The sequence below is a fragment of the Deltaproteobacteria bacterium genome, from assembly GCA_012522415.1.
Classification (GTDB): Bacteria; Desulfobacterota; Syntrophia; order Syntrophales; family JAAYKM01; genus JAAYKM01.
Genome location: JAAYKM010000105.1, coordinates 1 through 26,704, shown reverse-complemented (window position 1 = coordinate 26,704; position 26,704 = coordinate 1). Strand labels below are relative to the sequence as shown.

The following is a 26,704-nucleotide window of genomic DNA, read 5'->3' as shown; positions in this document are numbered from 1 at the left end:
GCATATTCTGCGAATCCGAATGTTGCCGTGATGAGTACGACGAAAGTCGCGACGATTAGTGTTTGCAATGTTTTTTTCATGGTTTTTGTCCTCCCTTTTCTTATTTTTATTTTCATGATTGCTTTTGCCTTTATATATGAAATGATCGTGCCAAGTGGGTGTTCTGTTTTGATAATCTTGTAAGTGGCTGGATATACGAAGGAATAGATATGGCGGGTGGCAAGAGGAACAATATTTTATCCCCCATGAACCCGTTCAGTTGAAAGAAAGATTAAAACGGTTCGATGAAATGATTAGACGAAAAGAGGGGAGGGAGATGGGTTATCTCTTCGGCACGGTGAAAAAAGAGTCATCTCTCCGTTCCCGGCGCCGCCCCTTATGGTTTTCCGAGGGCGGATCCCTGTGACCCGTATGGGACCATTGTACATTTTTACACAGAAGGTATCGGGTTAAAACCAATCTCCTTCTGGATATTCCGCCCATAAACTGATACGTACGATCCGAATAAAAAATCATCGAAAATGAAAAGCGACGATCATCCTGCACGGGTAAAAGGGGATCATTTTTCATGAATGCATTGTATCTGTTAATCGGCAGCCTATGCGTCTTTGCCCTGGCCTACCGTTATTACGCCGCTTTCATTTCAGCCAAAGTCCTGATGTTGGACGACCGCAATGTTGCCCCCTCCGTTTCCTGCAATGACGGCCAGAATTACGTTCCCACCAACAAGTGGGTGGTCTTCGGACACCATTTTGCCGCCATCGCCGGCGCGGGGCCCATGATCGGACCGGTCCTGGCTGCCCAGTATGGCTGGGGGCCTGGTTTTATCTGGATATTATTGGGCTCCGTTTTCGGGGGTTGTGTTCATGACATGATTATCCTGTTTGCCTCCTACCGTCACAATGGGCAGTCCCTGTCCGTTATTGCGGAGAGGGATGTCAGCCGGATCAGCGGCGCGGTGACGGCTGTGGTGATCTTATTTATCATTATCTGTGCCTTGGCCGGGCTCGCCGTGGCCGTCGTCAACTCCCTGTTCAACAACCCCTGGGGAAGCTTTTCCATCGTCATGACGATCCCGATTGCAATGGTCATCGGGGTGTATATGTTCAGGATCAGACCGGGTGCTATTCTGTCCGGCTCCATCGCCGGTGTTACCATGGTTTGTATGGCGGTTTTTATGGGTCCATACATCGCTGATTCCGCTATCGCCTCTTGGTTCACCTTCGACAAAAGGCAGATGTCGATCCTCCTGCCTCTGTACGGTTTCAGCGCGGCTGCCATTCCGGTTTGGTTACTCCTTGCTCCGCGTGATTATCTGAGCAGTTTCATGAAAATCGGCGTGGTCGTTACCCTGGCCGTCGGGCTTTTTTTCGTCAATCCAGCCATCAAAATGCCCTTTACGACAGAGTTCATATCGGGCGGCGGCCCGATCATTCCCGGTCCCTGGTGGCCCTACGTATTCATCACGATAGCCTGCGGTGCTATTTCGGGCTTTCATGCCCTGATCGGTTCAGGGACAACGCCGAAAATGCTGGAGCGTGAAACGGAAATTCCCTTAATCAGCTACGGTGCCATGCTGACGGAATCCTTCGTAGCCGTCATGTCCCTGCTTGCCGCGGTGACCCTCATGCCCGGAGATTATTACGCCATCAATACGTCCCCGGAAATCTTTCAGAAACTGAATACGCAGATCGTCGATCTGCCGGTCCTCAATCAACTGATTGGGCTGGACGTCGCTCACCGCCCGGGAGGGGCCATCTCACTGGCGGTAGGCATGTCGCATATCTTCGCGAATATCAGCGAAGGTCTCCGTCACACCATGAAGTATTGGTTCCAGTTCATCATCATGTTCGAGGCCCTCTTCATACTGACCACCATTGACGCCGGAACCCGGGTGGCTCGCTACATATTGCAGGATGTTCTCGGTTACGTTTACAAACCACTGAGCCGGAAAGACTGGATGCCCGGCACCGTTGTCACGAGCGCTCTCGTATCGATGGCTTGGGGCTATCTGCTTTATACCGGTGATATTTCCTCTATCTGGCCCATGTTCGGTGCCACGAATCAGACCCTTTCCGCTCTCGCTTTGGCTATCGGTACGACGATCATCCTGCGGATCGGCAGGAAAAAGGTTTACGCCCTCATCACCCTGATTCCCTGTTTCCTGATCACGGTCACAACCTTTGCCGCCGGCGTCATGAATATCCAGATCTACCTGGGCAAAGGCCAGATGCTCAACGCCTGGCTGAGCCTGGCCATCCTGATTCTCGTCGTGATTATCATTGTGGATAACGTGCGGGTATGGCTGAAATTGTTTCGAACGGAACAGCCCATCGGGATGAACGACGGCCGTGAGATAATTCATTAGTCCCCCATGGCGGAGCGAGGAAAGACGGGGGGCCGGCCCGGTTGAAATTTTTGCAAAATGGCAAGAGTTTTTTAATACGGATGAAGTTGTGAGGAGGGTGACGGTGAAACACCCCTCCCGGCATCCTGCCATGAAGGGGTGCTGATTTTATTCGAAACGGTCTCCGCATATGCCGTGTTGCCAGAAGACTGAAGAATCTCATCAACTTTTTCTTAGCCTTCGAATCGGGCGCCTCGCGCCAATAGGCTCTGCGGTTTCTTTCTCGTTCGATTCCAGTTTTGTGACTGAAGCACGTGCACCGCAGATGACTCGTTTCGATACATATATCGGCAGATGTCCGGAAAAACTTTAACCGGGCAAGGGATGACAGGGCGCCAGAGGCTGCAAACGGCAGGATCGCCTCGTCTTATCTCCCGATCAACACTTCTCCTGTATTGGTGAATATCTTCACCGGGAGTTGGAATACCCGTTTGAATATATCAAAAACACCCGTCGCCATGGACTGGAGGGGGACCGCGGTTATAGACGGATCGGTCAGTTTGCCTTTTGCTTCAAAGTAGGTTGTGACAAACGTTCCTTCCTTTCCCGTGATGATCCAGCCCACAATCGGGATGCTTCTGACCACTTTGTCGACCGTCTTCAGGGGTTGGATCCCGATTGTGCTGTCTATTTCCTCCCGGATCATGTCAATTTCGCCGACAACGGCGATGTTCATGGCATCGCTTTTCACAAATAAATCCGTGGTCGATACGAAACCGTCACGAAAATCAAGGTTACCGCTGATTTTGTTATAGGGCATACCACCGGAAACCATGTCGGGCAGCTGAAATTTGAAGAGTTGTGATACATTCAGGATGGAAAAAATCTTTGACAGGGCGGGAAACTGCCGGAGCATACCTTTTGTAATCTTCAACTTGATTCCACCCGAAGCCGTTTTTTTCAGGTCCACCATCGTGTTGCCCCGGGCGCTCAATGTGCCTTCAATGTTGAGGGCTCCTGTGATGGTATAGCCTTGCCAGTCGAAGATTTTCGCAAGTTCTTGCGCAGATATTTTTTCGCCATGGAAAGCTGCACTGTACCGGGGCAGATCATCGGCGAAAGCCACCGTGCCGCTGGCTGTTACATGGCCATTTAAGGCCGACAAATCGGTTTGCAAAATCCTGAGCAGGTTATTTTCGTAATCCATATTCGATCGGAGCTTCGTAAACGAAAAATCATTCCACGTTGCCCGGTTGGCCGCAAGGTTGATTTTCACCGATGGCGATGATTTGGGTTTCCCGTCGGGGTTTAATTTGCGAACCTGGACCAGGGGCAACACGTCATCGATTTTCAGATCGGATGATTCGAGGTTCAATGCCATGACCGGCCTTGCCAAATCCGATATCCTTCCTGACAGGTTGAGCGGTGTCTCCGCGATATATCCGGACATGGAATGGATTTCCAGGATGCCCCCATGCCATGAAAAATCACCCCTGATATTTGTCAGTTGTTTCTTCGGTTCAGGTGTTGTCAAGTCAAAGTCGGCCAGATTGAGCTCTGGACAGGAAAATTCTGCCCGAAAGAGCGGGTTGGAAAAATTGTTGATCATCCCTTTCCCGGTTATGGAGGATGTTCCGATCTGCGCCTTGATCATGGATGTTTCCAGATTATTGCCTTTGAGGTAAAGGTGTCCGCTGATACGGCTGAGAGGCTGCATATCTTTTGCGGGCATCAGGGACGCGCCACTCAGAGAAACCTGGCCCGACCAGAGCCACTGAAGTGGATTGGTGGTGTTGCCTTTTCCTGCGATATTGATTTGGGCCATTCCCGTGGGTCGATACTCTTGCAAGGCCGGTAAGTGCTCGATGACGTGTTCAATCTGGAATCGGTTGGAATCAATTTTAGCGGCCAGTTTCTCATTATTCCCCCAGTCGTATTGTCCCGACAACCTGAGGAACATCGGGGCGAGGTCGTAATTCAGCAAGTCTGCACGGAGGCCCGTCTCGCTGATGCGACAGGAGAAAGTCATCCTGTTGTCCTTACTCCGCGGCTTATGGATCATGTTTTTGTACGCATAGTCGGCATCCTTCAGATCCCAGTTGCCGGATAATTGGTAATCACTGATGAGGCCGTGTCCGTTCAGGTTCAGTGCGGATTTCCCTGAATATTCCAACATGTCCTCCGTCTGTTTGCCCAGGAGCCAGGCGATTTCGCTTTTCTGAGGGGATATGACCATGGAAAATGGATAGGAAACCGGGGTTGTGAGACAATAATCCGTAATTGATCCGTTCAGCGTAAAGGGCGACGTTCCGAATTTTCCCGACATATTCTGGAGAAGAAAGTCCTTTCCTTTCAGAACAAGCTTCCCCCTGATTCCGCTGAAGGCGGGTGTCCGATCATTCCACTGCAACAGACCGCCTTCGATCACAGATCCATGGATGGAAAGCACCCGGCAGTTGTCCTTTTCTTCCATGCGTGCAATTTGACTTACGCGTCCATCCAGGTGTCCATCGTCCAATCGGAAGGTTCCGGCCTTGATTTTCGTCTCGATGAATTCTGCCGCATCGTCGTAAATAACACCGAAGGGAATGTACTGTCGATATCCCTCGAGTTTAAAAGGGGCCGTGACGGCATGCGCAACGATACGGGGATCACCGCCGGGAATATCGAGAATGGAACAGCTCCCTCGTGCATGAAAGCCGTCGATCCGGATATCGATGTTTTCGATTTTCACATCCCGGGTATCGACGGCCAAATGGTATTTCAACTGAGCCTTCCGGGGCGCAAGTTCTGTTCGAAATACTTCGGGATATTTAAAGTGCAGATCTTCAACGGACATTCTGCCTTCCGATTCGAATTCGTCGAACTTTCCACTGAAACTGGAGTCGATATTCAAACGTCCGCGGATCTTTTCAAAAGGCACGTATTGCCGGTAATAACCCCAATACCGTTCCGCATCTAGATTTCTGGTGATGACACGGACGGAGGCCACGCTATCGAGCAGGGGTTTATCCTTGGGCGATAACCTGAGCGCACCCCTTAGTTTTACCTCACCATCCTTTGATGGATTGTTGATGAAAGCAGAGAGATAAAATCTGCTGTTTTTGCCTCTTGTCAGGTTGGAGATGTAAAAATCAATATCGAAAATGGTGTGCGTTATCGATAAATCCTGAACGAATTCATCTTGTATGCATACGGTTCCTTCCTTTATGCGGAGCGCTTTCAATCGAAAGCGCCGCCCCTTTTGCTCCGCAAGAAGGTCGCTGATGTTGAAAGTCCCGTCCCGATAGCGTTGCAAATGGATACCCGGTTTTTCCAGTACAATGTCCCTGATGGCAATCTCTTTGAAGAGGAGGGGCGTGAGTGCAAGGCGGATGGAGATTCGTTCAGCCGTCATCAGGGGGGGGGCGGCCTTGTCGCCCGGTTCGTTTATAATCACGTGATCGAAGGTGAAGGCAGGGCCGCGGCGTAACGAGAATCCCCCTTTTTCATAATGGACGTCGCGGTTCAGGGTTTTCCGCATTTCCATAAGGATGTCATCCCTGTAGTTATCCAGAGGGTAATGTTTTTTCAGTGTAAGGGCCGTGAGGGCACCTGCAAAAAAAACAAACGCCAACAGCGAGACCGCAAGGAATATTTTCTTTCGACGAAGTTTCATTCGCATATAGCCCCTGTTAAACGGAATGTTCATGTTATCGATAAAATTTGATTGTTGCTGAAATATTAACCATCAGCACGAAGATGATGCAACAAATAATGATTCGTTCCAGCCGGTGGAGGAGAGTTTTGTCATATACCGCAATGAATAATATATTGGGCCGGTCTTTTCTGGTTGTTTCGGAGGTTGAAATCATTTATGAAATAGCGGACTGGCTTGATGCCGTATCATCCTCTTCGGAGCCACTACGATTTGAACACCCAGGCGAGAACAGAATCTTCTCTCATGAGGCGGTTGAATTACTTCCTGGCCCTTTCCCGCACGCCTCACGCCCTCATCGACCTGGCTTCCCCGGCTCTTGCCGCTCTGTTCTGCCTGGGTTCCGTTCCCTCCTGGCACATCGTGTTTGTAGGTTTTATCACCGCTTTTGCGGGGTACACGGCTGTTTATTCCCTGAATGATATTGTCGATTTTCGTGTCGACCTGCAGGGGCGGCACAATGACACCACCGAAAGAACCGTTCAGGATTTGGACGGCCTGTTTGTGCGTCATCCCCTTGCCAAGGGGTTGATCCCTTACGGTCAGGCGGTGGTTTGGGCGCTTTTCTGGGCTACGTTGGCCCTCATCGGCGCCTGGTCCCTCAATCCTTTTTGTCTGGTTATTTTTATTTGCGCCGCTTTTCTCGAAGTCGTCTACTGTTTTCTCCTCAAAATCACCTGGTTACGGAGCATTGTCAGCGGCTTCGTTAAGTCATCGGGACCCGTGGCCGCTGTTTTTGCGGTTAATGCCGATCCACCGGGTCTTTTTTTACTCCAAATGTTCCTTTTTTTCTTTTTTTGGGAAATCGGAGGTCAAAATGTGCCCAACGACTTGTCCGATCTGGAAGGGGACAGGAAACTGGGAGCGAAAACCATACCGGTTCGTTTTGGCATCCGAACATCGGTGCGGATCATTGTCTTTTCCTTGTGTATGACATATGGCTTGGGTTTCGTTTTGTTTTCCATGTTTCCCGCCCCCTTCAGCGGGTTTCTTTTGGCGGCCGCCGGGGTATGTGGTTTTTTCCTTCTGCTCCTACCGGCGATCCGTCTTTATCGTTCGCAGGAGACGGACAGGGCTCTCAGTCTCTTCAACCGTGCAAGCTACTATCCCCTGGCGCTGCTTGCCTGTTTTGTAATCGGTCTGCTGTTTAAATAAATACCATGTCTTATCGCTTGGTTGCGTATCCCAGTATTTCCAAATGGCGACTTTCCAGGTAATTTCCCATGACGAGGCCTGAGGCGGCCATCGTCTTTTTCAGCGTTTCGCTATCGAATCGATTTTCCAGCGGATGGAGGAGGATGTGGCGGGTTATGAAGTTTCGGTATAATGGCGGGTAAAGCTCCTCGAAGCAATAAATTCCCCCCTTCTTCAGAACCCGGACGATCTCATCCATAGCGGCCTGCCAATCCGGAATATGATGGAGAACACCAAAGCCGAAAACGGCGTCCATCACCAGGTCACCAAAGGGGAGAGCGGTGGCGTCGCCGACCAAAAAGGAAATTCCTTCCCGTTGGGCCGGCTTTAGATAGGACCCGGATTTTTGGACCATGTCTATATCGAGATCCATGGCATAGATATGATCCGGACGGAACACGCGCTTGATCAGAAGGGCTCCCGCTCCCCGGCCGCAGCCGATTTCCAGAATATGCGCTTCCTCCGGCAATTTGATTCGTTTACGGTACCAGCTCATTTCCAGACGCTGCTGAAGGGGCCGCAGCGGATTGTTCACCGCCATCCGTTCCGCCCAGTTGAGTTTCATGGTTTTACGCCTGTATAGATGACGGCAATGCCGTTGGTTAGCCGTTTATACTGGACCTGGATGAACCCCGCTGCCGAAATAATCCGTGAAAAATCATCCGGTGAAGGGAACATGCGGATGGATTCTGGCAGATGGAGGTAGGCGTTGCGGGTGCCGGCCAGCAATTGACCGACATACGGCATGATATGAAAGGAGTAGATGTCGTAAAGGAAACGAAAGCAGGGATTGACCGGTAGAGAAAATTCCAGGCACATGAAGCTGCCCCCCGGTTTGAGTATTCGGTTAATTTCCCGCAGGCATCTTCCCATATCCGTTACATTGCGGATGCCAAAACCAATCATTGCCCCATCGAAGAGTTGTGATGGAAAGGCGATGTCTTCGGCGTCACCTTGAACACAGCCAATCCGTTTTGAAAAACCTGCCTTGGCGATCTTGGGTATGCCCTGTTTCATCATTTGCAAATTGATGTCATAGACGACGATTAGGCTGCCATGCCCCAGGCGTTTGGCTGCCAGGACGGCCAAATCCGCCGTGCCGCCACATAGGTCGATGACCATCCCGTTTTTTTTTAACCGGGCGGCTTTTACGGCGGAACGTTTCCACAGATAGTGAATTCCCAGACTGAGCAGGGTGTTCATGAAATCATATTTATCGGCAATAGAATTGAAATGCCTGAGAACATGACCGGCTTTTTCCGAGGCCTTTATTTTGCGGTACCCAAAGAATGCTGTTTTTTTATCCAGATCCTTTTGCTGTGAATTCAAAATAAAATTCTCCCATGGGAAAAATGAATTTGGAAAACGCCTATCCCGTTATCCGTTTTTCAACAGGATGTCCGCTGTGTTGAATTCCGCCTTGGCCAAAATCGGTAGCAGGTGGGCGAGGCTTCTTCTCCCGGCCTCAACGGGTTTATCCGCATAGGTATAGAGCTCCAGGCTGATGTCACCCTCATATCCGGTTTCTCGGATCATCCGCAGCACCGATTCGAAGTGGATGGCCCCTTCCCCCGGGATCAAATGGTGATGACGCCGATCCGCTCCAATATCTTCTATATGGACATGGCCGATCCAGGGAAGGAGCCTACGGAAGCTCTCAGCCGGGTCTTCGCCGGCACAAAAGAAATGACCGATATCGAAATTGACGCCAACCCACGTGGATCGGACGTCGCTGATGAAATCCAGGAATTGGCTTGTGTTTTCCATCAGCAGATCCGGTTCCGGCTCGATAAGAATCTTGACTTCCAGTGCTTCTGCCAAGGGAACAACCCTTTCCAGTCCGCCGTGGAAAAGTCTGATCGCTTCAGAATGGTTCATGCCTGTCAGGGGACCGCCCGGGGGCACTGAAATGTTCGTACAGCCGAGTTTCGCCGCCACACGTAAACTCTGCAGGGTGTGCTGTATTCTGATTTCACGCCTTTGCCGATCCTGTTCAATCCAGGAAGGCAGATACGTATCGCCTACGGCAAACAGGGTGAAACTGTTGATGTTTGTTATTTTCAGACCGGTTTCGTTTATCCTTTCCTTCAGCTTCTGAAGACTGTTTTCACTCCAGTCCGGCGGATAGAGGTGAGGACGGTCACCCATGATTTCAATCCCGCCGAAGCCGAGTTCGGCAATGTCATCGACCGCGTCGAACAGAGATCCACGGACAAAGGCGTTTGTGCTGTAACCGAGTTTCATGTCAGGGTTTCTCCTGTTTTTTCTTTCTTAAATGAATCGTTTATGACATCTTGCTGTAATTGTCGAAGCGCCTCGATTTGGTCCTGAAAAGCGATTGGAGATGCAGGGGCGATCGCCTTCTTGAAGTAAAACGCCAATTCCGTCACCAAACCGGTACGCCCCATACCCGACAGCGCGTTCATCCATATGGCCAGATCGATAATCATGGGTGCCGCCAGAATCGAATCGCGGAGCTGCATGTTGAGCCTGATAGTCATGGGCATACGGAACAGGCCTGTAAAGTCGATGACATCCCAGGATTCCTTTTGGTCACCGCGCGGCGGGTAATATTCGATGGATACCTTGTGGGTGGATTGTCCGTATCGTCGTTCACCCACCGGGTAACCCAAAATTTCGTCAAGAAAATCCGTTTTGTTGGCCAGTTTGCCTGATGCTTTTTCTGGGTTGGAAAGGTTCCGCCCGTCTTCGTTGCCCAGAATGTTCAGGCTGTACCAACCCTCAACGGGAAGCTTTCGCGCCTTTAAGGCAGACGCAATCACCATTTTGAGATAAGTTTGTCCTGTCTTGCCGTCTCTTCCGCAAACAGGAATCCCGACCTTCTTCGCCTCTTGCAGGACGAGGGGGCATTCGACGGCATTGGAGGTAAAATTCACTATGGGAACCCTGCAAGCCATGGCAGCCATTAAATAGGCCAGGTCCGGGAAATCGACGGGATTGTGTTTCTGGTAAATCTCTTCCAGAGTTCGACAGGCTTCCAGATTCTTCACAGCGCAAGCAGGTAAAAGATTGATAAGAATTGGCTGGTGGAATGGGTTGGCATTGACCAGCTCACGGATATCCTGAGACAGCGCCTCTATGTGATGCCGCCAAACCGTCTTTTCAGCGGGAGGCCTGCGCACATCCATCGCATCCAGTGCCGATACGTAATCGCCGAAATATTCGGGAAGTAGAATGCCCTGAAGGCTGATACGGTGACTCATTGGATTGTCCGATAAATCCCATCCCGCAAAAGCGGCTTTTCGAAGGATTTCCGGATTGGCCCAATCGGCCGTGATCAACCAGGGCCGGATGTTTTCGAAGGAGTCGTTCATGGCGGCAATCGCCGCCGCCACCGTGGTGCCGACGGCACCTTTTGCGCCGGCTACAAGGAGAAGAGGGGGTTTCATTATCATGTAAACCATATCCTTTCAGAGGCTTCACGGATGCCACGAATTCAGTTTTTCATATCTGTACATGAAAGCGGTGGTTTTGCAAATTCATTTCCTCAACGAGATGAGACGGAAGGCAAGGGAACCCATACTTTGAAAGAAATCAGAATAGTGATGGTCATCCTGTGTCTCATGTTAAAAGGTAACCGGTGAGGAGATTGTGCAGGATATTCTGATATTGACTTCCCGATGGAATGCCTGATATGAGGACATGTCATCTGGTCGTCGGGAAGGTAATGGGAAGAAATTCTCTTGGATGATGGTCATGTCGTTAAACGGGGGATGATGCTTATGGCCCTTTTTACGAATATGAATCAAGGATCGCAGAATAATGTGCTTGTAAACGCAATCAGGTTTCTGCTGGAACCATTTGCCGCCACAGGCCGTTTGGCGATATTTTGGATCAAAAACCTGGGTGCGGCGGCCATTTTCCTGGTTCTTGCCATCCTGAAAATATTCCAGAAAAAACAGTTCATTAAAATTGTCCAGCAGCTCTATTATATCGGCGCAAAATCCACCATGATCATTCTGCTGGTGGGACTCTTTACGGGCATGGTTCTGGGGCTCCAGTCATACTATGCCTTGGTCAAGTTCGGAGCAGAGGGAGCTTTGGGAACACTCGTGGCCCTTTCTCTGGTGAGGGAGTTGGGTCCTGTTTTGACGGCGATCATGATCACGGCCCGGGCGGGTTCCGCCATTACCGCGGAAATAGGCATTCAGAGGATTTCCGAACAGATCGACGCGTTGGATACCATGCGGATTGATCCGCTAAAATATTTGATCAGTCCCCGAATTGCGGCGGCGGTGATCAGTTTTCCCATCCTGACGGCTCTTTTTGATGTGCTTGGTATCATTGGTGGCTATGTATCCGTTGCGATCGTTCTCGGGATCACCTCGAACACTTACTTTTATCGTGTTCAGTCCAGCCTGACATCAAAGGATATAACGGACGGGTTTATCAAATCCATAGTGTTTGCCGTAATCGTCGCCACTGTTTGCTGTTTCCAGGGTTATTTTGCCCATATGCGCTCGGACAGTCATGGGGCTAAGGCCGTGGGGTTATCCACCACCTCCGCCGTCGTTCTTTCCTGTGTGTTGATCCTCTTGTCCGATTATGTTGTTACTTCTCTTTTGATTCAGTGATTCCATGGATACGCCGCTAATTGAATTTCAACAGGTAACCAAGCGTTTCGGCACGAAGACCGTTCTGGATCAGGTTAATTTAAAAATCTACGAAGGTGAAGTTACGACCATTATCGGACTCAGCGGCAGCGGCAAGAGTGTCCTGTTGAAACATATCATTGGCTTGCTCAAACCTGAAGAGGGCACGATTCTCTTTCGGGGGCGTCCATTACGGAGCGCTAAAGGACATCACGTTTCTTTTGCCCCGGGCGAGATAAGTTATATGTTTCAAAACAACGCCCTTTTCGATTCCATGAATATCCTGGAAAATGTCTCCCTTCCCCTGCTGGAAACAACAAACATGACCAGGACTGAAATTGAAAAACGTGCTCTCGCCAGGCTGGAACAGACCGATCTGGTCGATTCCCGCTATAAATTCCCGTCTGAACTGTCCGGGGGCATGCAGAAAAGGGTTGCTTTGGCTCGTGCGCTGATTATGGACCCCAAGATTGTCCTCTTTGACGAACCTACTTCGGGACAGGACCCGATACGCAAAAATGCTATTTTAAGCATGATTGCCCAATATCAGCGTAAATTCGGGTTTACGGCCATTCTTGTCAGCCATGAGATACCCGACGTATATTTTATTTCTAACCGGATTCTTGCCCTTTATGACAAAAAAATCGTTTTTCAGGGTACCCCTGAAGAACTTGAGGATTTCGATCATCCCTTCAATGATGAAGTCATACGAAGCCTTGAAGGATTGCAAGCGGAGTTGACCGGTCTTTCATCACGCCGACGTTTCAAGGTTTTGTATCGCGCTGGAATGAAACAGGATCGTGAAGATGATGTGTATGCTCTGATCATGGTTACCCTCCAATCTTTGGATACGGTGATTAATAAACTTGGCCACGAATATGCTCAAATGATCGTGCAGCGCCTTGGCATCTTTATCGATAAACACTTTGGCCCTCTCGGTGGTTTTTCCACCCGTTATAGCGTTCATCGGTTTGTGACCGTCCTGCCTTATACGGATCTGGTGGAAGCCCGGGATATTTTGAAAAATTTCGTCATGAATCTGTCGGAATATGGTATTGATACCATAATAAAAGACGACGAAAGTGACAATTCGAACCTGGAAGGCTGTACGGATTTTGCCGTCCTGGTTGGCCTCGCACAGGGGCGACCATTCATGAATGTGGAATCTGTTGTCGAGGCGGCCGCAGAGGATCAGAAAGAAATCTCCCGTTTATCTTGTCCCGCAAAGGAGTGATCTCATGAAAAAATTTGCCATGGAAACGAGCGTCGGTATCTTCGTTTTTTTGGGGCTTATCCTGATTGGCTATATGACGGTAAAACTGGGTCATGTGGACTTGTTTGGGAGCGATTCATATCCGTTGAACGCAAAATTCACTTCCGTATCCGGGTTAAGGATCGGGAGCCCTGTTAAAATGCTTGGGATGGAAGTGGGCCGTGTCGAGTCTATGAAGATTGATCAGGAGGATTTGAAGGCCGTGGTGGAGTTCAGGATAAAAAACGAAATGATGATTTATGATGACGCAATCGCTTCCATTAAAACTGAGGGTCTGATCGGAGATTGCTATTTAAGCATCGATCCTGGGGGCGGCGGAGCCGTGCTTGCTGCCGACGGAACCATCACGGAAACGCAGCCGGCAGTCGAAATTTCTGATTTAATTGGTAAATACGCTTTTGGGGACGTTCAAAGCGATCTGAAATCTTTAGAATAGCGTTAATGAATTGACGACGAGGTGGCTATGAAAAGGAATATCGTTTTCTCCATTATTCTGGTCATTGTTTTGCTGTGTTCATCTTCTTATGCAGGTGTTCCCCTTGAGACCCTAAAGCTCAATGTGAATAAAGTATTGAATGTCCTGCGCGACCCCGATCTGAAAAGCCCGGCCAAGAAAGAATTGAAGAAAGAAAAGTTGCGCCGTCTGTATTTCGATATGTTTGACGAAGTGGAACTCGCGAAGCGATCCCTGTCCCGAAACTGGAGGAAACTGACTGCAGAGCAGAAGACGGAATTTGTTCATCTGTTCCATCAGATTCTCGAAAACACCTATGTGGAACGTATCCTTGCCTACCAGGACGAGAAGATATCCTTCGATAAGGAATCGATGCTGACTCCCACCACGGCAGAGGTATACACGCGTATCAACAGGCCCGAAGGAAATGTTCCGATTAACTATCGCCTGCTGCTGGTCGATGAGAACTGGAAAGTCTATGATGTGGTGATTGAAAATGTGAGTCTTGTCCAGAATTACCGCACCCAGTTCAATGACATCCTTTCCAAACAGACACCGGATAAATTGTTGGAAATCCTGCGAAAAAAAGTAAAAGATCAAAAATAGCCGTTCTTCCTGACAGGAGCCGTGGTTATGAAGTTACGCCTGACGCGCATAACGAGATATAGGGGTTTCAGTATTATCGGGATTGCTCTGGTTGTCGCATGCCTTCCCTTCTTTCCTTTTTCCCCGGCCCTGCATGCTGAGGAATCACCTCATGCCGAGATAACTGTCCATATCACCGACGGCATGACAGAATCGCTCCCACCGTCCGGAGAAGATGCTTTTCCTGAGGAAACGGTCTTGCCCGGTACCGTTCATGAAGGGGTGCGAGTTGCGGATCCCGTATGGATTGCCGAGGATTTTGAAGACGACTTCGAATATGAAGATGATTTTGACATTTCTGGTGAAGAACAAAGCCGTACCGGTGGTCCGCACATTTCCGATCCGATTGAACCCTTCAATCGAGCCATGTTTCTCTTCAATGACAAACTTTATTTCTGGGTGTTGAAACCCGTTGCAACCGGATACAACAAAATTCTACCGAAAGTGATGCGGGTCAGCGTCAAAAATTTCTTCACCAATCTTGCGTTTCCCATCCGTTTTGTCAGTTCGCTTTTGCAGGCGGATTTTAACGGAACAGCCATTGAATCAGGCCGTTTTTTCATTAACTCGATTTGGGGTATCGCCGGGTTCATGGACCTGGCCTCCATGGAAGGTATCAATCTCCCAAAACAGGATACAGATCTGGGGCAGACCTTTGGTCTATGGGGGATCGGGCAGGGCGTCTATATCGTTTGGCCATTCCTCGGGCCTTCAAGTCCGCGAGAGACCTTTGGTTTCGTGGGTGAGTACTTTCTTTATCCTGTCTCATATATTAATCCCTGGTACGTGTCCACAGGAATAAGGGGCTATGAGATTCTCAATGACACCTCGCTTAGAATCGGCGATTACGAGGCCCTGGTCGGTGCAGCCATAGATCCCTATATCGCAACCCGGGATGCCTATGTCCAATACCGTCACCAAAAAATCGAGAAGAAAAGGCAGAAACTCTGGAATCCGGTTCCTGAAGAACAACCCACCGAATAGCCTCAACGCGGGAAAGCGGTCTTTTACAATACGGGAGTGATGCGGTTCCAAACACACGGGTGGTCGGCGATAAGGTACCCCGGAACGGGTCATATCACATTATAGCATTTCAATAATTTTGAATTCTTCATTCACCCATTCGCCGCGGCACTTTTTGCCGTCCGCAAAACTCAATACACCGGTTCCGAACATGTTGTTTTCGCGCCATTCTCCTTCGTATTGAGACCCGTCGGAAAAAACCAGAACGCCGTGGCCGTGGCATAGTCCGTCTTCCCATTGGCCATTGTACCTTTGACCGTTGGGATAGTTGAACTCACCTGATCCGGACTTCACACCTTTAATCCATCGGCCCTGGTAACGCCCGCCGTTGGGAAGGGTTTCGGTTCCTTCTCCTTCGGGGCATCCTGCCTGCCACTGCCCTTCATAACGGTAGCCGTCTGAGAGGAGCAAGACGCCTTCTCCCTCGGGCAAATCGCTTGCCCATTGCCCCTCGTAACGGCTCCCGTCCGCCCAGACGAAGGTACCCGTGCCGTGGAAGCGCCCCTCTTTCAAAGATCCGTTATAGGAGGATCCATCCGGGAAGGCGGAAGAGGCTTCCCCGTTAATAAAGCTTTCAACCCACTGAAAATTAACGGGTCCTTGTCCCTGTACATCCTGTTGCGATTTACTTAAAACGAGATTTTTATTCAGCATGGTGTCACCAATCTACACCTCGAGATATTTACCGTTTCTAAATTCACCTGCCAGTCTCTTGCCGTCGGCAAGCACCATCACACCGTTACCATGGGGAAGGCCGTTTTCCAGTTGACCGGTATATTTTCTCCCGTCAACCAACGTCAGGGTGCCCAAACCGTGGAATTTGTTGTTCCGGAATTCTCCTTCATAACGATCCCCGTTGGGATATTCCATGACCCCCTTGCCGTTGGACAATCCGTTCTGAAATTCTCCGGTATACTTTTTCCCGTCCGGCAGGATCAGAAAACCCTGGCCGTTAAATTTACCGCCCCGGTAACGCCCGTTGTAACGCATACCGTCCGGGAAGGATTCCGAACCCTGGCCGTCCGCCTGGTCGTTGTACCAATCACCGATATACTTCCGGCCGTTGGCCATGGTCATCGTGCCGTTCCCCTCCCTTTTGTCCGATTTCCACTGGCCGACATAACTCGATCCATCTGCATGATTAAGAATGCCATGGCCGTTTCGTTTCCCATTCAACCATTGTCCCACATATCTTGAACCGTCGGTAAAATTCATGATACCCTGGCCGTTAGGCAGATCGTTGGCCGTTTCACCGACATAGATGTTGCCGTTTGGATAGGTCTTTTTGACATGCCCCTGACCGCCTTTGGCTTTACCCTTAGCGGTTGCCGTTTTTCTTTTCCGGTCGGTCATGCCGTCCGGCTCTATGCTGAGTCTGGCTTCCTCGGCTTTTTTCTTTAACTGTTCCTCGATTCGATGCTGAATTTCCTCTTCGATCCTCAGCTTCGCGTCCTCAGCTGCCAGCCGCTTTGCCTCCTCTTCCGCTCTTCTTCGGAATTCCTCCTCGGCTTTTTTCATGGCCTCGGAGTCAACAGATTGCTCGGACTGATCCTGGAGTGCAAATTCCGCCATAACCGGGCCGGGTGTTTTCGAAGTCAATATGGCCTGATTTTCAAGAAGTTCCTTGGTCTTCTCCTCGGCTTTCTGTCGCGCCTGCTCCTCCGCTTTGCGTTTTTCCGCTTCCTCATTGAGACGGCGCGTCAGATCTTCGGTTTTTTGTTTGGCTTCCCTTTCCAAGGCGAGGCGTTTTTGCTCCTCTTCCAGAAGCCGTTTCTCCAGTTCGATACCTTTTTGCCTCGCATCTTCGGCACGTTTTTGTATCGCATCGATTTCAAGCAAAAGATTCGTTTTTTCCTGCTCCATCCCGCTTGTCAACTCGGCGATGATTCGGTTGCTTTCCTCAACAGATTCCCTGTGTTCTTCGATGCGTTTTTGATTCTTTTCCACTTCAGCAATGTATTGCGCCAGTTCGCCGGCTCTTTCCCGTGATTCCTCTTCGGCTTGTTTGCGGGATTTTTCCTCGGCACTGAGCAACGATTCCATTTCTGAAATGCGGTTCATACAATCCTGCTGTGTCCGCTTCATTTCTTCTTCCAAAATACGACAGGCTTCTTCGGCGCGACTTCCCTTTTCTTCTTCTTTGGCCAGCAGGTTTTCCAGTTCCTCGATAATGCGCTTGGTCTCCGTTTCTGTTAAAAGCCGATTCTTTTCTTCCAGTTCTTTATCTGACAGATACTGGCTATATCGCTCGTTTTGCTGGATCAGTTCCGCTTCGGCTTTCAGACGGGCGTTTTCTTCCTCTTTTCTTCTGGATTGTTCTTCCGTGAGACGTTCGGTGAAATCCATCGTAATTTGTTTCAGTTTTTCTTCGGCAACCTGTCTCGTTTTTTCTTCTGCAAGGCTTTTCGTTTCTTCTGCAACGAGTCTCTCGTTCAATTCCTCCAGTTTTTCTTCCAATTCTTTTTCCCGCCGGGCAAATGACTCTCCGGCAAGTCTGTGATGTGCTTCCTCGTCCGCCAACCGGGCATTCAATTCTTTGGCAATGCTTTTTGCCTCTTCCTCAGCCTTTTTCCGGTTGTCCTCTTCAATATCTTTCCTGTTCTTTGCCTCTTCCAAAAGTGCGGTAAGATTCTCTATTTTTTGTCGGGCCTCTTTTTCGACCTTTTCTCTCGCATTTGCTTCGTTGCGTCGTTTTTCCTGTTCCTCTGCCAGTTGACGGTTTATTTCCTCAATTCTATTTTTCAAATAATCTTCGGCTTTTCTTCTTGCTTCCTCTTCCAGGAGCTGCCGTCGATTTTCGTCAGTGGTCTCCATTTCCTCCTGCATATCCGCAAGCTGACGATACAGTTCTTCCGATTTCTGCCTGGCCTCTTCCTCGGCCTTTTGTCGCGCGATTTCCTCTGTTTTGTATTTTTCTTCCGCCTCTGACAGTTGCTCCAGCAACTCTTCGATCCTGGCCCTGGCCGATTCTTCCGCTTGATTTCCGATCTCCGTTTTCTCTTTACTCCTTGCTTCGAGTTCTAAAATTTTATTCTGGAGATCTTCGGCAAGTTGCCTTGTTTCATCCTCGGCCTTTTGTCGCGCATACTCTTCACGTTTCCGTCGTTCTTCTTCCTCACCCAGCCTTGCCCTCAAATCCTCCATGGCGCGGTACGACTCGCTTTCGGCCTGCTGCCGCGCCTGTTCTTCACCATGCCTTTTGTTTTCTTCCTCGTTTAAACGAGCGAGCAGTTCTTCGATTCTTTTCCTGGCTTCCTCAGTGGATGCCATTCTTAAACTTTCTTCGGTCTTTCTTTTTTCAACTTCTTCAGCCAGCCGTCCTTGAAGCGATTCCTCCGTTTTTTGTTTCTCTTCTTCAACAGCCTTACGCTTTTCTGCCTCCTGATGAAGACGCTGCGTCAATTCCTGGGCCGTTTGTTTTTTTTCTTCCTCGATGCGAAGCCTGATTTGTTCCTCTTCACTGCGTTTTTCTGATTCTTCCCTCAGTTTCAGGTTCAGTTCTTCCTCGATAGTCTTGGCCTTTTCCTCCGCGAGGCGCCGGTCTTCCTCCAGTTTTTTTTGGGCTTCTTCGGCCAATGCCAAACGTTCAGTCAATTCTGACAAGGCATTTTGTGAATCCCGGGCCGCAACCTGTTGGGCCGCTTCCGCCTCCTTTCGTTTTTCCTCTTCTTCTTCCAGGCGTTGCCTCACTTTGTCGAGAGTACGTTGGCTTTCCTCTGCCTGTTCCCGTCTGTTTTTTTCATCGGACAGTTTCCCAGTCAATTCTTCGACGGTTTGCTGGCTCTGTTCGAGTTCCCTCAGTCTGTTTTCTTGGTCTATGAGATGGCGATTCAACAGTTCCGACGCTTCTTTCGCCTCTTCTTCGGCCTTTTCCCTGGCTTCCTTTTCAGCTTCGTACCTGGTTTCCGTATTCGCAAGAACAGCTCTCAACTCATCGATTATTTTTTTCGCTTCCTCGGATCCCGGCAGGAAAGAAGGGGCAGAATCATCTCGCCGTGCAGGAGATGTGCTGGAGGGGAAAGGGGTTGTTTCCTTCCGGACTTTTCCTCGATCCCATTCCAATTCATACAATGTTCCATCAGGGGATGTATAGACGCCTCTGCCATGGGGTAAATCTTCATGCCATTCCCCCCGAAAACTGCTTCCATCCGGCCAGTAAAAAATGCCATGTCCTTCGATTCTGCCGTCTACAAAATCCCCTTCGAAGCGACTGCCGTTCGGCCAGGAGAACGCACCTTTACCCTGATAATCCGGATGTGCCAGACGTATTTGATATCTGTCGTCGTTGGTCGTTCCTTTAGTCAGCATAATAATTCCATTGGTTTAAGATTATTTTAAGGAAGAGAGTTTGATAGTATTCTATCGGAAAGCAGCCAGTATGATGCCCCCATGGTCCATACCCCACCCATTTTACCGCATTGCCAAACGACTATAAGGAAAAAGAACAATCATGTCAAACACGGGATGCAGCGGGCTCTGTGAAAAGAGACGCCGCAGGGACATGTTGTCTTGTATCCCGATAGGACCTCGATAAAAATTGTTTTTGCATTCGGCGAGTCCCGCCGCGCTGCCGTAAGAAGAAGGGTTATAAAAACTTCTGCATATAGATGATATTAAAATGGGTATCCCCTTTTCGCCCGACCCGACTGAAACAACCGCATTGCCGAAAACCCCGGCGTTGATGAAACCGGAGACTCTGTTCGTTTAAGGAAGAGATACTGGCCAGTATTGTTTCAATTCCCTTTGCTTTTGCTTTTCGGCAAAGATAATCAAGCATCATCGTTCCAATTCCCCTTCCGGTCCACTGGGATGTAATAAAATAGGAGATTTCCGCGGTTCCGGAAAAGACTGGAAAGGAATTGTAGGCATGGAGAAACCCGAACCCAATCACTTTCCCCTGCTCGTTTTTCGCCGTTACGGTTGGAAATCCTTTGCATTTGCTCAGGACTGTTTCGAACGATTCATAGGGGAGAGGTCGATCGGAAAAGGCGGCAGGATTTGTTTGGGCGTAGTGATTGAAAATATCGATAATTGCCTTTCGATCCGCCATGGATACGGGACCCAATTTTGCAGTCATCAGCCTCCCCGATCAAAGGGTTTTTAGATCAATTCCAGGCTCTCCGGAAACATCATTTCCGCTCACCTTCACCGATGGGTTCGTGGCCGGTTCCCAGGGTAATCCATTCCACCCTGTCATTTAACTGTGCGTAAATGGGTTTTTCATTCCTGAGCATATCCACATATTGGGACATACGGGATATGGGCACATAAATAGCACCCGTTTTCTTTTCCGCATCGTAAATGGCTTTCGGCTGGCCTTCGTTTTCGGAGACAAAATTGATCATGAGTTTGTATTCGTTTCCATAACAGCCAATGATGGCGCAGACTTTCACATCTCGACCGCTTTCGATGGAAGCCAAATCCGGGCCCATCGTAATTTGATAATTTTTAACTTCGAATCTGACCGACTTCATAATACACCTCCCTGTGGAACAACGGTTCTTGACCTTTCGTCCGGCGGTTTTTCTGTGTGTGAATGATTCTGCGTGACCAGATAATCTTTGTCTGATTTTCCCGCAAGGAGACAAGGTTGTGTCAAATTATTTTATTCCTTTTTTCTTGGGCAGACAATCCTCCATCCAGAGACAACTCCACTCACCACAGGTATCCCGGGTGCCGAAACAGGGTGTGAACCCTTCTCTGACCTGAATTTCCTGGATGATTTCCTTCTTTGTTCTCCCGACACGGGTACTGACATGCCACTGTTTGGCGATTTCCCTGATTTTCGCCATTTTCATTTCTCTACTCCTTTCTTCCATACCGGAAAGATGGTCACGGATTCGTCATACAATGTAGCTGTCTCGGACAAAGCCTGTTGATAACCGTTCTTTTGTTGCCCCATGCAATGAACCAAGAGTATCCTTGGGGGATTGCGTTTTTCAATGAGTTCAAGAAATGTGTCAGTTTGATATTTTGAAGGGAATTTGTCCTGATTTTCACTCAGAAAGAATCAAAAATCAATAAGAAAGATTGGATAGAGTCGCCTGCTGCTGAAAATATTTTTTAAAAAGGGCTCCCCTTTCCATACGGTGAGGAGCCCTTTCGAAACGAACCGACTAAAATCTGAATTGTAACTGCCAGCGCGCGAAAATCGCATCTTCAGCATCGTGACCGTAGAAAGCACCGGGAGCGAAGTACTCTATCTGAAGAAACCCGTCGATCTGTTTGGTAAAAGAGTGAGCCAGCAAAAGGGTGCCGATATGGCCTCTTTCCTTGGAATCGTTTGAAAACACGGGAGATGAAATGTTGGTTTTCTCGACTGCCCTCAAGTACTGGTAGGAAAGAGCCAGATTTGTCGTTTTTGCCAGATTAAGCTTCATGCCCAATTTGTAAAGCCGAAGATTGGTCCAGTAAGCGGGGATGGCGCCGGCATCCGGCATCGATTCATACACCATGGGGTAGACGAGGATCTCATTCCATGAGGGGGCGCGGGAAAAGAGGGGATTCCACCCTTCATGCTTCGACGAGGTGCCGCGCTCATCACCGGAAAGATAGATATAACCCAGTTCCCATTCCGGTTTGAAGGGCAGTTCAGCATACTTTTGTCCGATGAAAATGTAACCACCGTCTCCTTCCCGATCCCGATCCTTGCCATGGTCGTCATATTCACCGTACTGGCGGGCGTATTCCCCGCGAATTTTCCAGTTCGCGGCCGTGAAAACGACCCGTCCCCCATAGGTATTCAGGTGCAGCTCCGACTTGGGGCCCGGAGCCCTGTGTCCGTACCTGCCTACACTGTCTTCCTCCTTGCGGATGAAATAGGGTTCAATGCTGAAGTAATCGTTTAGTTTACTCTTTCCGTAAACGACATAGCCTCTTTCATCGGAAACATTCAGGACTTTTCTGTTACGATAATAACCTGCCAAATAATCTGATCTTGCCGGGTATAAAGACGGCAGGAGATCATCTATTTGGCGGTTGTATATGTAAATGAAGTCCACGGAGTGATTTTTGTGTAATTTGAGAGTCGCCTTTGCCGCATTGAAGTAAAATGTGCGGGAACCGTCTCCCGGTGTGCCGTCAAGGATAACGAATCCCTCCCCATACTGGCCCAGAAAATCCTGACGCCCGATTCGGAGATCCAGAGGGAGACCGAAAATATTTTTTACATCGAGATAGAGGTTATCTATAATGAGTTCGTCTTCATCGAATCGATCGCTGTCCGAGGTTTCATAACCCGGCCTTCCAGGGGCAATTTCAAAAGGCTTGAAGTTACCGAGGTAATACCTGGCTTCATTGGTGACTCTGGTATAAATCCCTATGTTGGGATTGAAATCAACTTTTCCCCAGAGTGACGTTCTGAGGCGGAAAAAATCCCGATCCGGCGCCTTTAAGGTCTCCAGATCAATGACATTTTCCCAGTATTCCTGTCTGAGCCTCAGGCTGCCACCGTAATCCGCCTTGATTTCCGCCGGCGCGATGTCGGCATAGACAAGCAGGGCAAAAAGGAACAGACACAATACACTTAGACACTTTTTAACCATGGGCTATCCTCCTCATGAAAATTAAAAAATTTCGCCGAGCTTATTAAAAAAGCAATATATATTCAAGGTATAATTTGCGGTCGGGAAAAAATCATGTCCCCACGGTAGTCAAATTTACGAAAACCCATCTTTATCAGACGGAAAGGGTTAAATTCCGATTGGAAACGTACCATGGAAATGGTATGTAACGACGCTGAATTCATGCAAATCATGGCGATGAAAGGGAGGGAAGAAAGGTGGAAAAGAAGATATGCCGGACGTGGCTTGGGACCCTGGTTCTGGTTGTTTTTTTTCTCGGCTGTACGTCCGAAAAGGGCACCCTGCCGGACAACTATACGGCAAAGATTGCGACTATGGGTGTTGAAATGCCGATAGCGAAAATGGGTGCAAAGAGCCGGGTTGAGAACCCGATGATGAACGGGGTCGTGATGTTTACTGAAACGGGATCAAATAAAATTGTGATGATGTCGACCATAAACAGGACTTACTTTGAGCAGGAAAAACAGGAGCAGGTACCTGAGATGGACGATCCCGGGGTGACGGTTGAGAAAACGAAAACCGGGAAAGAGACTCTGAATGGGCATCCGTGTATCAAGTACGATATCATCATGTACAAAAAGGATAGACCCGACGAGAAGTATCGCGGGACTGTTTGGGAAGCGACGGATTTAGGCGGTCTGGCCATACGCCATGAGGTTGACGTTCCGGAGGTGGAACACGGGGGCGGAAGAATGGTCATGGAGCTGAAGGATATAAAGTTGGGCGCGGCAACGGAAGCCATGTTCGAAGTTCCGGCGGATTACAGGAGAGCAGGAAGCACGATGGAACTCATGACCGGAGCCGGAAGATACCCGGGGATGGACAATATCGAAAAAATAAAGGAAATGATGAAGGATCTGCCTGAAGAAGGATAGGAAACAGGATTGAGTCGGCTGGTAAGGCACCCCCGTCTTCTTGAGACTGGACGGTGTTTTGTGAGGATCACGGACGGAGACAATGTCAGTCCTTCCATGGGTGACCGAGATAAACCAGTCTTTTCTGTTCCCGGGCCTTGGCCGTCACCGTTTCCAGGATAATCCCGCAGTTGAGACTGATTGCTGCGGCCAGCATGATGCCGGTTGATAAAATAGCTGTGGGGAAGCGCGGTACCAGACCGGTAGCCAGGTATTCGTTCAATATGGGAATCGCCAGACCGATAGAGGTAAACCCCAGAATGGCACTGATGATTCCAAAAAAAACAAAGGGACGAATTTCCTTGAAGAGGGAGAGAATCGTGTACAAGATGCGGCACCCGTCACGATACGTATTCAATTTACTGACGGTTCCCTCTGCTCTTTCTCCATAACGGGTGGGGACTTCCGCACATCCGAGTTGCATCTCCAACGCATAAATCGTCAGCTTGACCTCGATTTCAAAACCCTGGGCCAGTGTCGGGAACGATTTGATGAAACGGCGGGAGAACACCCGATAACCGGAAAGAACATCGGATAAATGGTTTCGGAACAGAACGTTGATCGTCGACGTCAGCATCCGGTTTCCGAAGCGGTGTCCTTTTGGATAGACCTTACCTGAACGATTGGCCTGACGGGTGCCGACGACCATGTCCAGTTTGTTTTCGACGAGAAACCGGACCATGGCCGGCGCCGCGGAGGCATCGTAGGTCCCGTCCCCATCAACCATCAGGTAAATATCCGCATCGATATCCGCAAAGGCCCTCGAAATGACATAGCCCTTTCCCTGACGTAATTCATGGCGGACAACGGCCCCCGCCTGCTCTGCTGCAAAACAGGTATCATCACTTGAATTGTTGTCGTAAACATATATGACGCTTTCAGGTAATGCTTTCCGAAAATCCGAGACAACCCCGGCGATGGCGCCTGCTTCGTTATAACAGGGGATGATGACGGCGATGCGGTGGTTCATGGAAATCTCCAATTAAGATGTGTTTTTCTGGCCCGACATCCGGACATTTCTCCCGATGCGGGTGCTTTTGAATATCACGAGCGACAGAAGGTGCAACGGGAATTGTTTTGCGCCTCCGGCAAAACGGTATCGTACATGGCCCGTATTCGGCTTTCTTTTCTTTCAGTATTCACTTTTCAGGGGCTGATGGCATCAGAGTTTTGAGGATATCCTCCTTGCCGATGATGCCGGCCAATCTGCTCCCATCCATGACGATCAAGGTATGGATGTTGTGCTTCACCATCAGGGTCGCAATATCTTCCAGAGGTGAGTCCGGCCTGACTGTGATGGGCTGGGGTGTCATGACATCGCTTACCTTGGTGGCGGTGATTCTGTGGATTTCTTTTTCAATTGTTTTCGGCAAATGCAGGGGAATCGGTGTATCCAGAAGGACAAAAAAGGAAGGCAGAGGGAGTCTTTTCTGCTGCTTAATCAGATCGGCCTGGCAGATGATACCTTTCAAATGCCCTTGGTCATCGACGACGGGGAGGCCGTTGATATGATTATCCAGGAGGAGCCTTGCCGCCTGCAGAATTTCGGTGTCCGGTTTAACGGTAATGACCTCTGTTGTCATGATATCTTGGGCCTTCAACATATATTCCCTCTCCTTTTTTAGTCATATACTACCTGTTATGTTGGCCGAAATCCAATCCTCTTTTTTCACTGGCTCCATCCTTCAAGGTTGATTAGGGTTTTTTCTGGAAAATTGCTCCACTTTGCTTTAGAGATGGGTTATGCAACTGAATCTTATCTGGGACGTGACAACCATAGCGGCGACCGTTTTGATGACCCTCTTTGGTATCGTTACGGCTGGTCACGCCCTGATCACGAAACGCGATCCCAAAGGGGCTTTTGGCTGGATAATCGTCTGCCTCATTTTTCCTTTCATAGGACCTTTCATCTACTATATCTTCGGGATTAACCGGGTTCAGCGTCGGGCCGAAAAACTCTACTACCGGATTCCGTTGTCCGTTTACAGAAAGCGTCAGGGAAAACCCGGGAAACTTGCCTTTAAGACGGCTCTTGCAGATTTGCCGGGCAAATTTATTCCGCAGGCGCAGATTTCTGACCGGATTGCCCGTTATCCGGTTTGTTCAGGTAACCGTGTGGTTTTACTGAATAACGGGGAAGAAGCCTACCCGGCCATGCTGGATGCGATTGATCAGGCCAGTGTTTCCGTATACCTGACCACTTACATTTTTGATGTCGATCAAACGGGTATCCGTTTCATGGATGCCCTCGAACGGGCGCATCGCCGGGGCATCATGGTTCGTGTATTGGTCGACGGGCTAGGCGAAATCAATTTGGGGCCCCTTGCGAGCAGAAACATCCGCAAAAGAGGACTGACCGTTGCCCGCTTTATACCGCCGAGGCTGATACCTCCGACATTCTATCTCAATTTGCGCAACCACAGAAAAATTCTCGTGGTTGACGGAAAAACGGCCTTTACAGGGGGGATGAACATCGGGGATCGGCATCTTGTCGGGAAAGATGCCATTCCGGGGCGACAGACGACGGATATCCATTTTATGATTCAAGGGCCGATTTCACGCCAAATTGAACGGGTTTTTATGGAAGACTGGTTATTTACGACTACCGAAACCCTGCCCCTTTTTCCTGATCTATGGGAAGATACGGGCACCAGTTTTTGCCGAGTCATCTCCGATGGGCCGGATGAACAGATGGGGAAACTCTACATGATTCTATCGGGCGTCATTGCCTCAGCACAGCGGAACATTCGGATTATGACCCCCTATTTTCTGCCGCCCCGAGGAATTCTCACGGCCCTGCAAACCGCCATTGTCCGCGGGATCCACCTGGAGATCATCCTCCCCGAGAAAAATGACGTGCCCTTTGTTCATTGGGCGACAAGAAACATGCTTTGGGAGCTTCTCGAACATAACGCGGACATTTACTATCAGCCGGCGCCCTTCGCGCATACAAAGCTGATC

At 49.4% G+C, this 26,704-nt stretch carries 22 protein-coding genes and 2 other genes; 9 read left to right on the top strand and 15 right to left on the bottom strand.

Annotated features, from left to right (window positions below; genetic code table 11):
• Positions 1-568: 568 nt before the first annotated feature.
• Positions 569-2,368, top strand: coding sequence for a carbon starvation protein A (locus GX147_08735; GenBank protein NLN60770.1), 1,800 nt, complete (start codon positions 569-571; stop codon positions 2,366-2,368).
• A gap of 406 nt (positions 2,369-2,774) precedes the next feature.
• On the opposite strand, the gene GX147_08730 is transcribed toward GX147_08735, so the two are convergent.
• Positions 2,775-6,005 (bottom strand): DUF748 domain-containing protein, encoded by a 3,231-nt coding sequence (locus tag GX147_08730; protein NLN60769.1) that lies wholly within the window; start codon positions 6,003-6,005, stop codon positions 2,775-2,777.
• Between the two features lie 285 nt (positions 6,006-6,290).
• Between GX147_08730 and GX147_08725 the strand changes: the two genes are divergently transcribed.
• Positions 6,291-7,199 carry a UbiA family prenyltransferase gene (locus tag GX147_08725; GenBank protein NLN60768.1) on the top strand — a complete coding sequence of 303 codons (909 nt, stop codon included), beginning with the start codon at positions 6,291-6,293 and terminating at the stop codon, positions 7,197-7,199.
• Positions 7,200-7,209: 10 nt separating this feature from the next.
• Here GX147_08725 and GX147_08720 read toward each other — a convergent pair whose 3' ends face one another.
• From GX147_08720 to GX147_08705, 4 genes are read right to left on the bottom strand one after another with little or no spacing between them, the layout of a single operon-like run.
• Positions 7,210-7,803, bottom strand: coding sequence for a class I SAM-dependent methyltransferase (locus tag GX147_08720; GenBank protein ID NLN60767.1), 594 nt, complete (start codon positions 7,801-7,803; stop codon positions 7,210-7,212).
• Positions 7,800-8,567, bottom strand: coding sequence for a class I SAM-dependent methyltransferase (locus tag GX147_08715; protein NLN60766.1), 768 nt, complete (start codon positions 8,565-8,567; stop codon positions 7,800-7,802). The genes GX147_08720 and GX147_08715 overlap by 4 nt, the downstream gene beginning before the upstream one ends.
• 48 nt (positions 8,568-8,615) lie before the next feature.
• Positions 8,616-9,482 carry a sugar phosphate isomerase/epimerase gene (locus tag GX147_08710; GenBank protein ID NLN60765.1) on the bottom strand — a complete coding sequence of 289 codons (867 nt, stop codon included), beginning with the start codon at positions 9,480-9,482 and terminating at the stop codon, positions 8,616-8,618.
• The gene (locus tag GX147_08705; GenBank protein ID NLN60764.1) at positions 9,479-10,654 is read right to left on the bottom strand and encodes a hypothetical protein; all 1,176 of its coding nucleotides are present in this window, start codon (positions 10,652-10,654) and stop codon (positions 9,479-9,481) included. Before GX147_08705 ends, GX147_08710 begins: the two co-directional genes overlap by 4 nt.
• Before the next feature lie 321 nt (positions 10,655-10,975).
• Between GX147_08705 and GX147_08700 the strand changes: the two genes are divergently transcribed.
• The 5 genes from GX147_08700 to GX147_08680 are packed head-to-tail and all read left to right on the top strand — an operon-like array spanning position 10,976 to position 15,207.
• Positions 10,976-11,833: an ABC transporter permease gene (locus tag GX147_08700; protein NLN60763.1), complete on the top strand. Its 858-nt coding sequence runs from the start codon at positions 10,976-10,978 to the stop codon at positions 11,831-11,833.
• A gap of 4 nt (positions 11,834-11,837) precedes the next feature.
• Positions 11,838-13,085 (top strand): ATP-binding cassette domain-containing protein, encoded by a 1,248-nt coding sequence (locus GX147_08695; GenBank protein ID NLN60762.1) that lies wholly within the window; start codon positions 11,838-11,840, stop codon positions 13,083-13,085.
• Positions 13,086-13,089: 4 nt separating this feature from the next.
• Positions 13,090-13,560 carry an outer membrane lipid asymmetry maintenance protein MlaD gene (gene mlaD, locus GX147_08690; GenBank protein ID NLN60761.1) on the top strand — a complete coding sequence of 157 codons (471 nt, stop codon included), beginning with the start codon at positions 13,090-13,092 and terminating at the stop codon, positions 13,558-13,560.
• Positions 13,561-13,587: 27 nt separating this feature from the next.
• Positions 13,588-14,184, top strand: a complete 597-nt coding sequence (locus tag GX147_08685) for an ABC transporter substrate-binding protein (protein ID NLN60760.1) — start codon at positions 13,588-13,590, stop codon at positions 14,182-14,184.
• Between the two features lie 27 nt (positions 14,185-14,211).
• Entirely contained in the window at positions 14,212-15,207 is a 996-nt protein-coding gene (locus GX147_08680; protein ID NLN60759.1) for a VacJ family lipoprotein, read from the top strand.
• Between the two features lie 99 nt (positions 15,208-15,306).
• Positions 15,307-15,549, bottom strand: an annotated gene (locus GX147_08675).
• On the bottom strand, positions 15,307-15,900 hold the full coding sequence (locus GX147_08670) for a hypothetical protein (protein NLN60758.1): 594 nt from the start codon (positions 15,898-15,900) through the stop codon (positions 15,307-15,309). Before GX147_08670 ends, GX147_08675 begins: the two co-directional genes overlap by 243 nt.
• Before the next feature lie 12 nt (positions 15,901-15,912).
• Positions 15,913-16,116: gene (locus tag GX147_08665) on the bottom strand.
• Complete coding sequence (locus tag GX147_08660) at positions 15,913-19,554, bottom strand: hypothetical protein (protein ID NLN60757.1); 3,642 nt, start codon at positions 19,552-19,554, stop codon at positions 15,913-15,915. Before GX147_08660 ends, GX147_08665 begins: the two co-directional genes overlap by 204 nt.
• 277 nt (positions 19,555-19,831) lie before the next feature.
• Positions 19,832-20,323 (bottom strand): N-acetyltransferase, encoded by a 492-nt coding sequence (locus tag GX147_08655; GenBank protein ID NLN60756.1) that lies wholly within the window; start codon positions 20,321-20,323, stop codon positions 19,832-19,834.
• A gap of 52 nt (positions 20,324-20,375) precedes the next feature.
• Positions 20,376-20,720, bottom strand: coding sequence for a hypothetical protein (locus GX147_08650; protein NLN60755.1), 345 nt, complete (start codon positions 20,718-20,720; stop codon positions 20,376-20,378).
• A 126-nt stretch (positions 20,721-20,846) separates the two neighbouring features.
• The gene (locus tag GX147_08645) at positions 20,847-21,044 is read right to left on the bottom strand and encodes an SAP domain-containing protein (protein NLN60754.1); all 198 of its coding nucleotides are present in this window, start codon (positions 21,042-21,044) and stop codon (positions 20,847-20,849) included.
• A 318-nt stretch (positions 21,045-21,362) separates the two neighbouring features.
• Positions 21,363-22,790 carry an alginate export family protein gene (locus GX147_08640; protein ID NLN60753.1) on the bottom strand — a complete coding sequence of 476 codons (1,428 nt, stop codon included), beginning with the start codon at positions 22,788-22,790 and terminating at the stop codon, positions 21,363-21,365.
• A 236-nt stretch (positions 22,791-23,026) separates the two neighbouring features.
• Between GX147_08640 and GX147_08635 the strand changes: the two genes are divergently transcribed.
• Entirely contained in the window at positions 23,027-23,704 is a 678-nt protein-coding gene (locus GX147_08635; protein NLN60752.1) for a DUF4412 domain-containing protein, read from the top strand.
• Between the two features lie 85 nt (positions 23,705-23,789).
• On the opposite strand, the gene GX147_08630 is transcribed toward GX147_08635, so the two are convergent.
• Positions 23,790-24,713, bottom strand: a complete 924-nt coding sequence (locus tag GX147_08630; GenBank protein NLN60751.1) for a glycosyltransferase — start codon at positions 24,711-24,713, stop codon at positions 23,790-23,792.
• 169 nt (positions 24,714-24,882) lie between these two features.
• A complete protein-coding gene (locus GX147_08625; protein ID NLN60750.1) occupies positions 24,883-25,347 on the bottom strand; it encodes a CBS domain-containing protein in 465 nt (154 codons plus the stop codon).
• Positions 25,348-25,486: 139 nt separating this feature from the next.
• Here GX147_08625 and GX147_08620 point away from each other — a divergent pair.
• On the top strand, positions 25,487-26,704 hold a 1,218-nt coding region (locus GX147_08620; protein ID NLN60749.1), incomplete at its 3' end, for a cardiolipin synthase.

What these genes read in the sequence shown, in the direction of transcription:
- GX147_08735 (NLN60770.1), top strand. Translation starts at nt 569, where the DNA reads ATGAATGCATTGTATCTGTTAATCGGCAGCCTATGCGTCTTTGCCCTG.
- GX147_08730 (NLN60769.1), bottom strand. Translation starts at nt 6,005, where the DNA reads ATGAAACTTCGTCGAAAGAAAATATTCCTTGCGGTCTCGCTGTTGGCG.
- GX147_08725 (NLN60768.1), top strand. Translation starts at nt 6,291, where the DNA reads ATGAGGCGGTTGAATTACTTCCTGGCCCTTTCCCGCACGCCTCACGCC.
- GX147_08720 (NLN60767.1), bottom strand. Translation starts at nt 7,803, where the DNA reads ATGAAACTCAACTGGGCGGAACGGATGGCGGTGAACAATCCGCTGCGG.
- GX147_08710 (NLN60765.1), bottom strand. Translation starts at nt 9,482, where the DNA reads ATGAAACTCGGTTACAGCACAAACGCCTTTGTCCGTGGATCTCTGTTC.
- GX147_08705 (NLN60764.1), bottom strand. Translation starts at nt 10,654, where the DNA reads ATGATAATGAAACCCCCTCTTCTCCTTGTAGCCGGCGCAAAAGGTGCC.
- GX147_08700 (NLN60763.1), top strand. Translation starts at nt 10,976, where the DNA reads ATGCTTATGGCCCTTTTTACGAATATGAATCAAGGATCGCAGAATAAT.
- GX147_08695 (NLN60762.1), top strand. Translation starts at nt 11,838, where the DNA reads ATGGATACGCCGCTAATTGAATTTCAACAGGTAACCAAGCGTTTCGGC.
- mlaD (NLN60761.1), top strand. Translation starts at nt 13,090, where the DNA reads ATGAAAAAATTTGCCATGGAAACGAGCGTCGGTATCTTCGTTTTTTTG.
- GX147_08685 (NLN60760.1), top strand. Translation starts at nt 13,588, where the DNA reads ATGAAAAGGAATATCGTTTTCTCCATTATTCTGGTCATTGTTTTGCTG.
- GX147_08680 (NLN60759.1), top strand. Translation starts at nt 14,212, where the DNA reads ATGAAGTTACGCCTGACGCGCATAACGAGATATAGGGGTTTCAGTATT.
- GX147_08670 (NLN60758.1), bottom strand. Translation starts at nt 15,900, where the DNA reads ATGCTGAATAAAAATCTCGTTTTAAGTAAATCGCAACAGGATGTACAG.
- GX147_08660 (NLN60757.1), bottom strand. Translation starts at nt 19,554, where the DNA reads ATGCTGACTAAAGGAACGACCAACGACGACAGATATCAAATACGTCTG.
- GX147_08655 (NLN60756.1), bottom strand. Translation starts at nt 20,323, where the DNA reads ATGACTGCAAAATTGGGTCCCGTATCCATGGCGGATCGAAAGGCAATT.
- GX147_08650 (NLN60755.1), bottom strand. Translation starts at nt 20,720, where the DNA reads ATGAAGTCGGTCAGATTCGAAGTTAAAAATTATCAAATTACGATGGGC.
- GX147_08645 (NLN60754.1), bottom strand. Translation starts at nt 21,044, where the DNA reads ATGAAAATGGCGAAAATCAGGGAAATCGCCAAACAGTGGCATGTCAGT.
- GX147_08640 (NLN60753.1), bottom strand. Translation starts at nt 22,790, where the DNA reads ATGGTTAAAAAGTGTCTAAGTGTATTGTGTCTGTTCCTTTTTGCCCTG.
- GX147_08630 (NLN60751.1), bottom strand. Translation starts at nt 24,713, where the DNA reads ATGAACCACCGCATCGCCGTCATCATCCCCTGTTATAACGAAGCAGGC.
- GX147_08625 (NLN60750.1), bottom strand. Translation starts at nt 25,347, where the DNA reads ATGTTGAAGGCCCAAGATATCATGACAACAGAGGTCATTACCGTTAAA.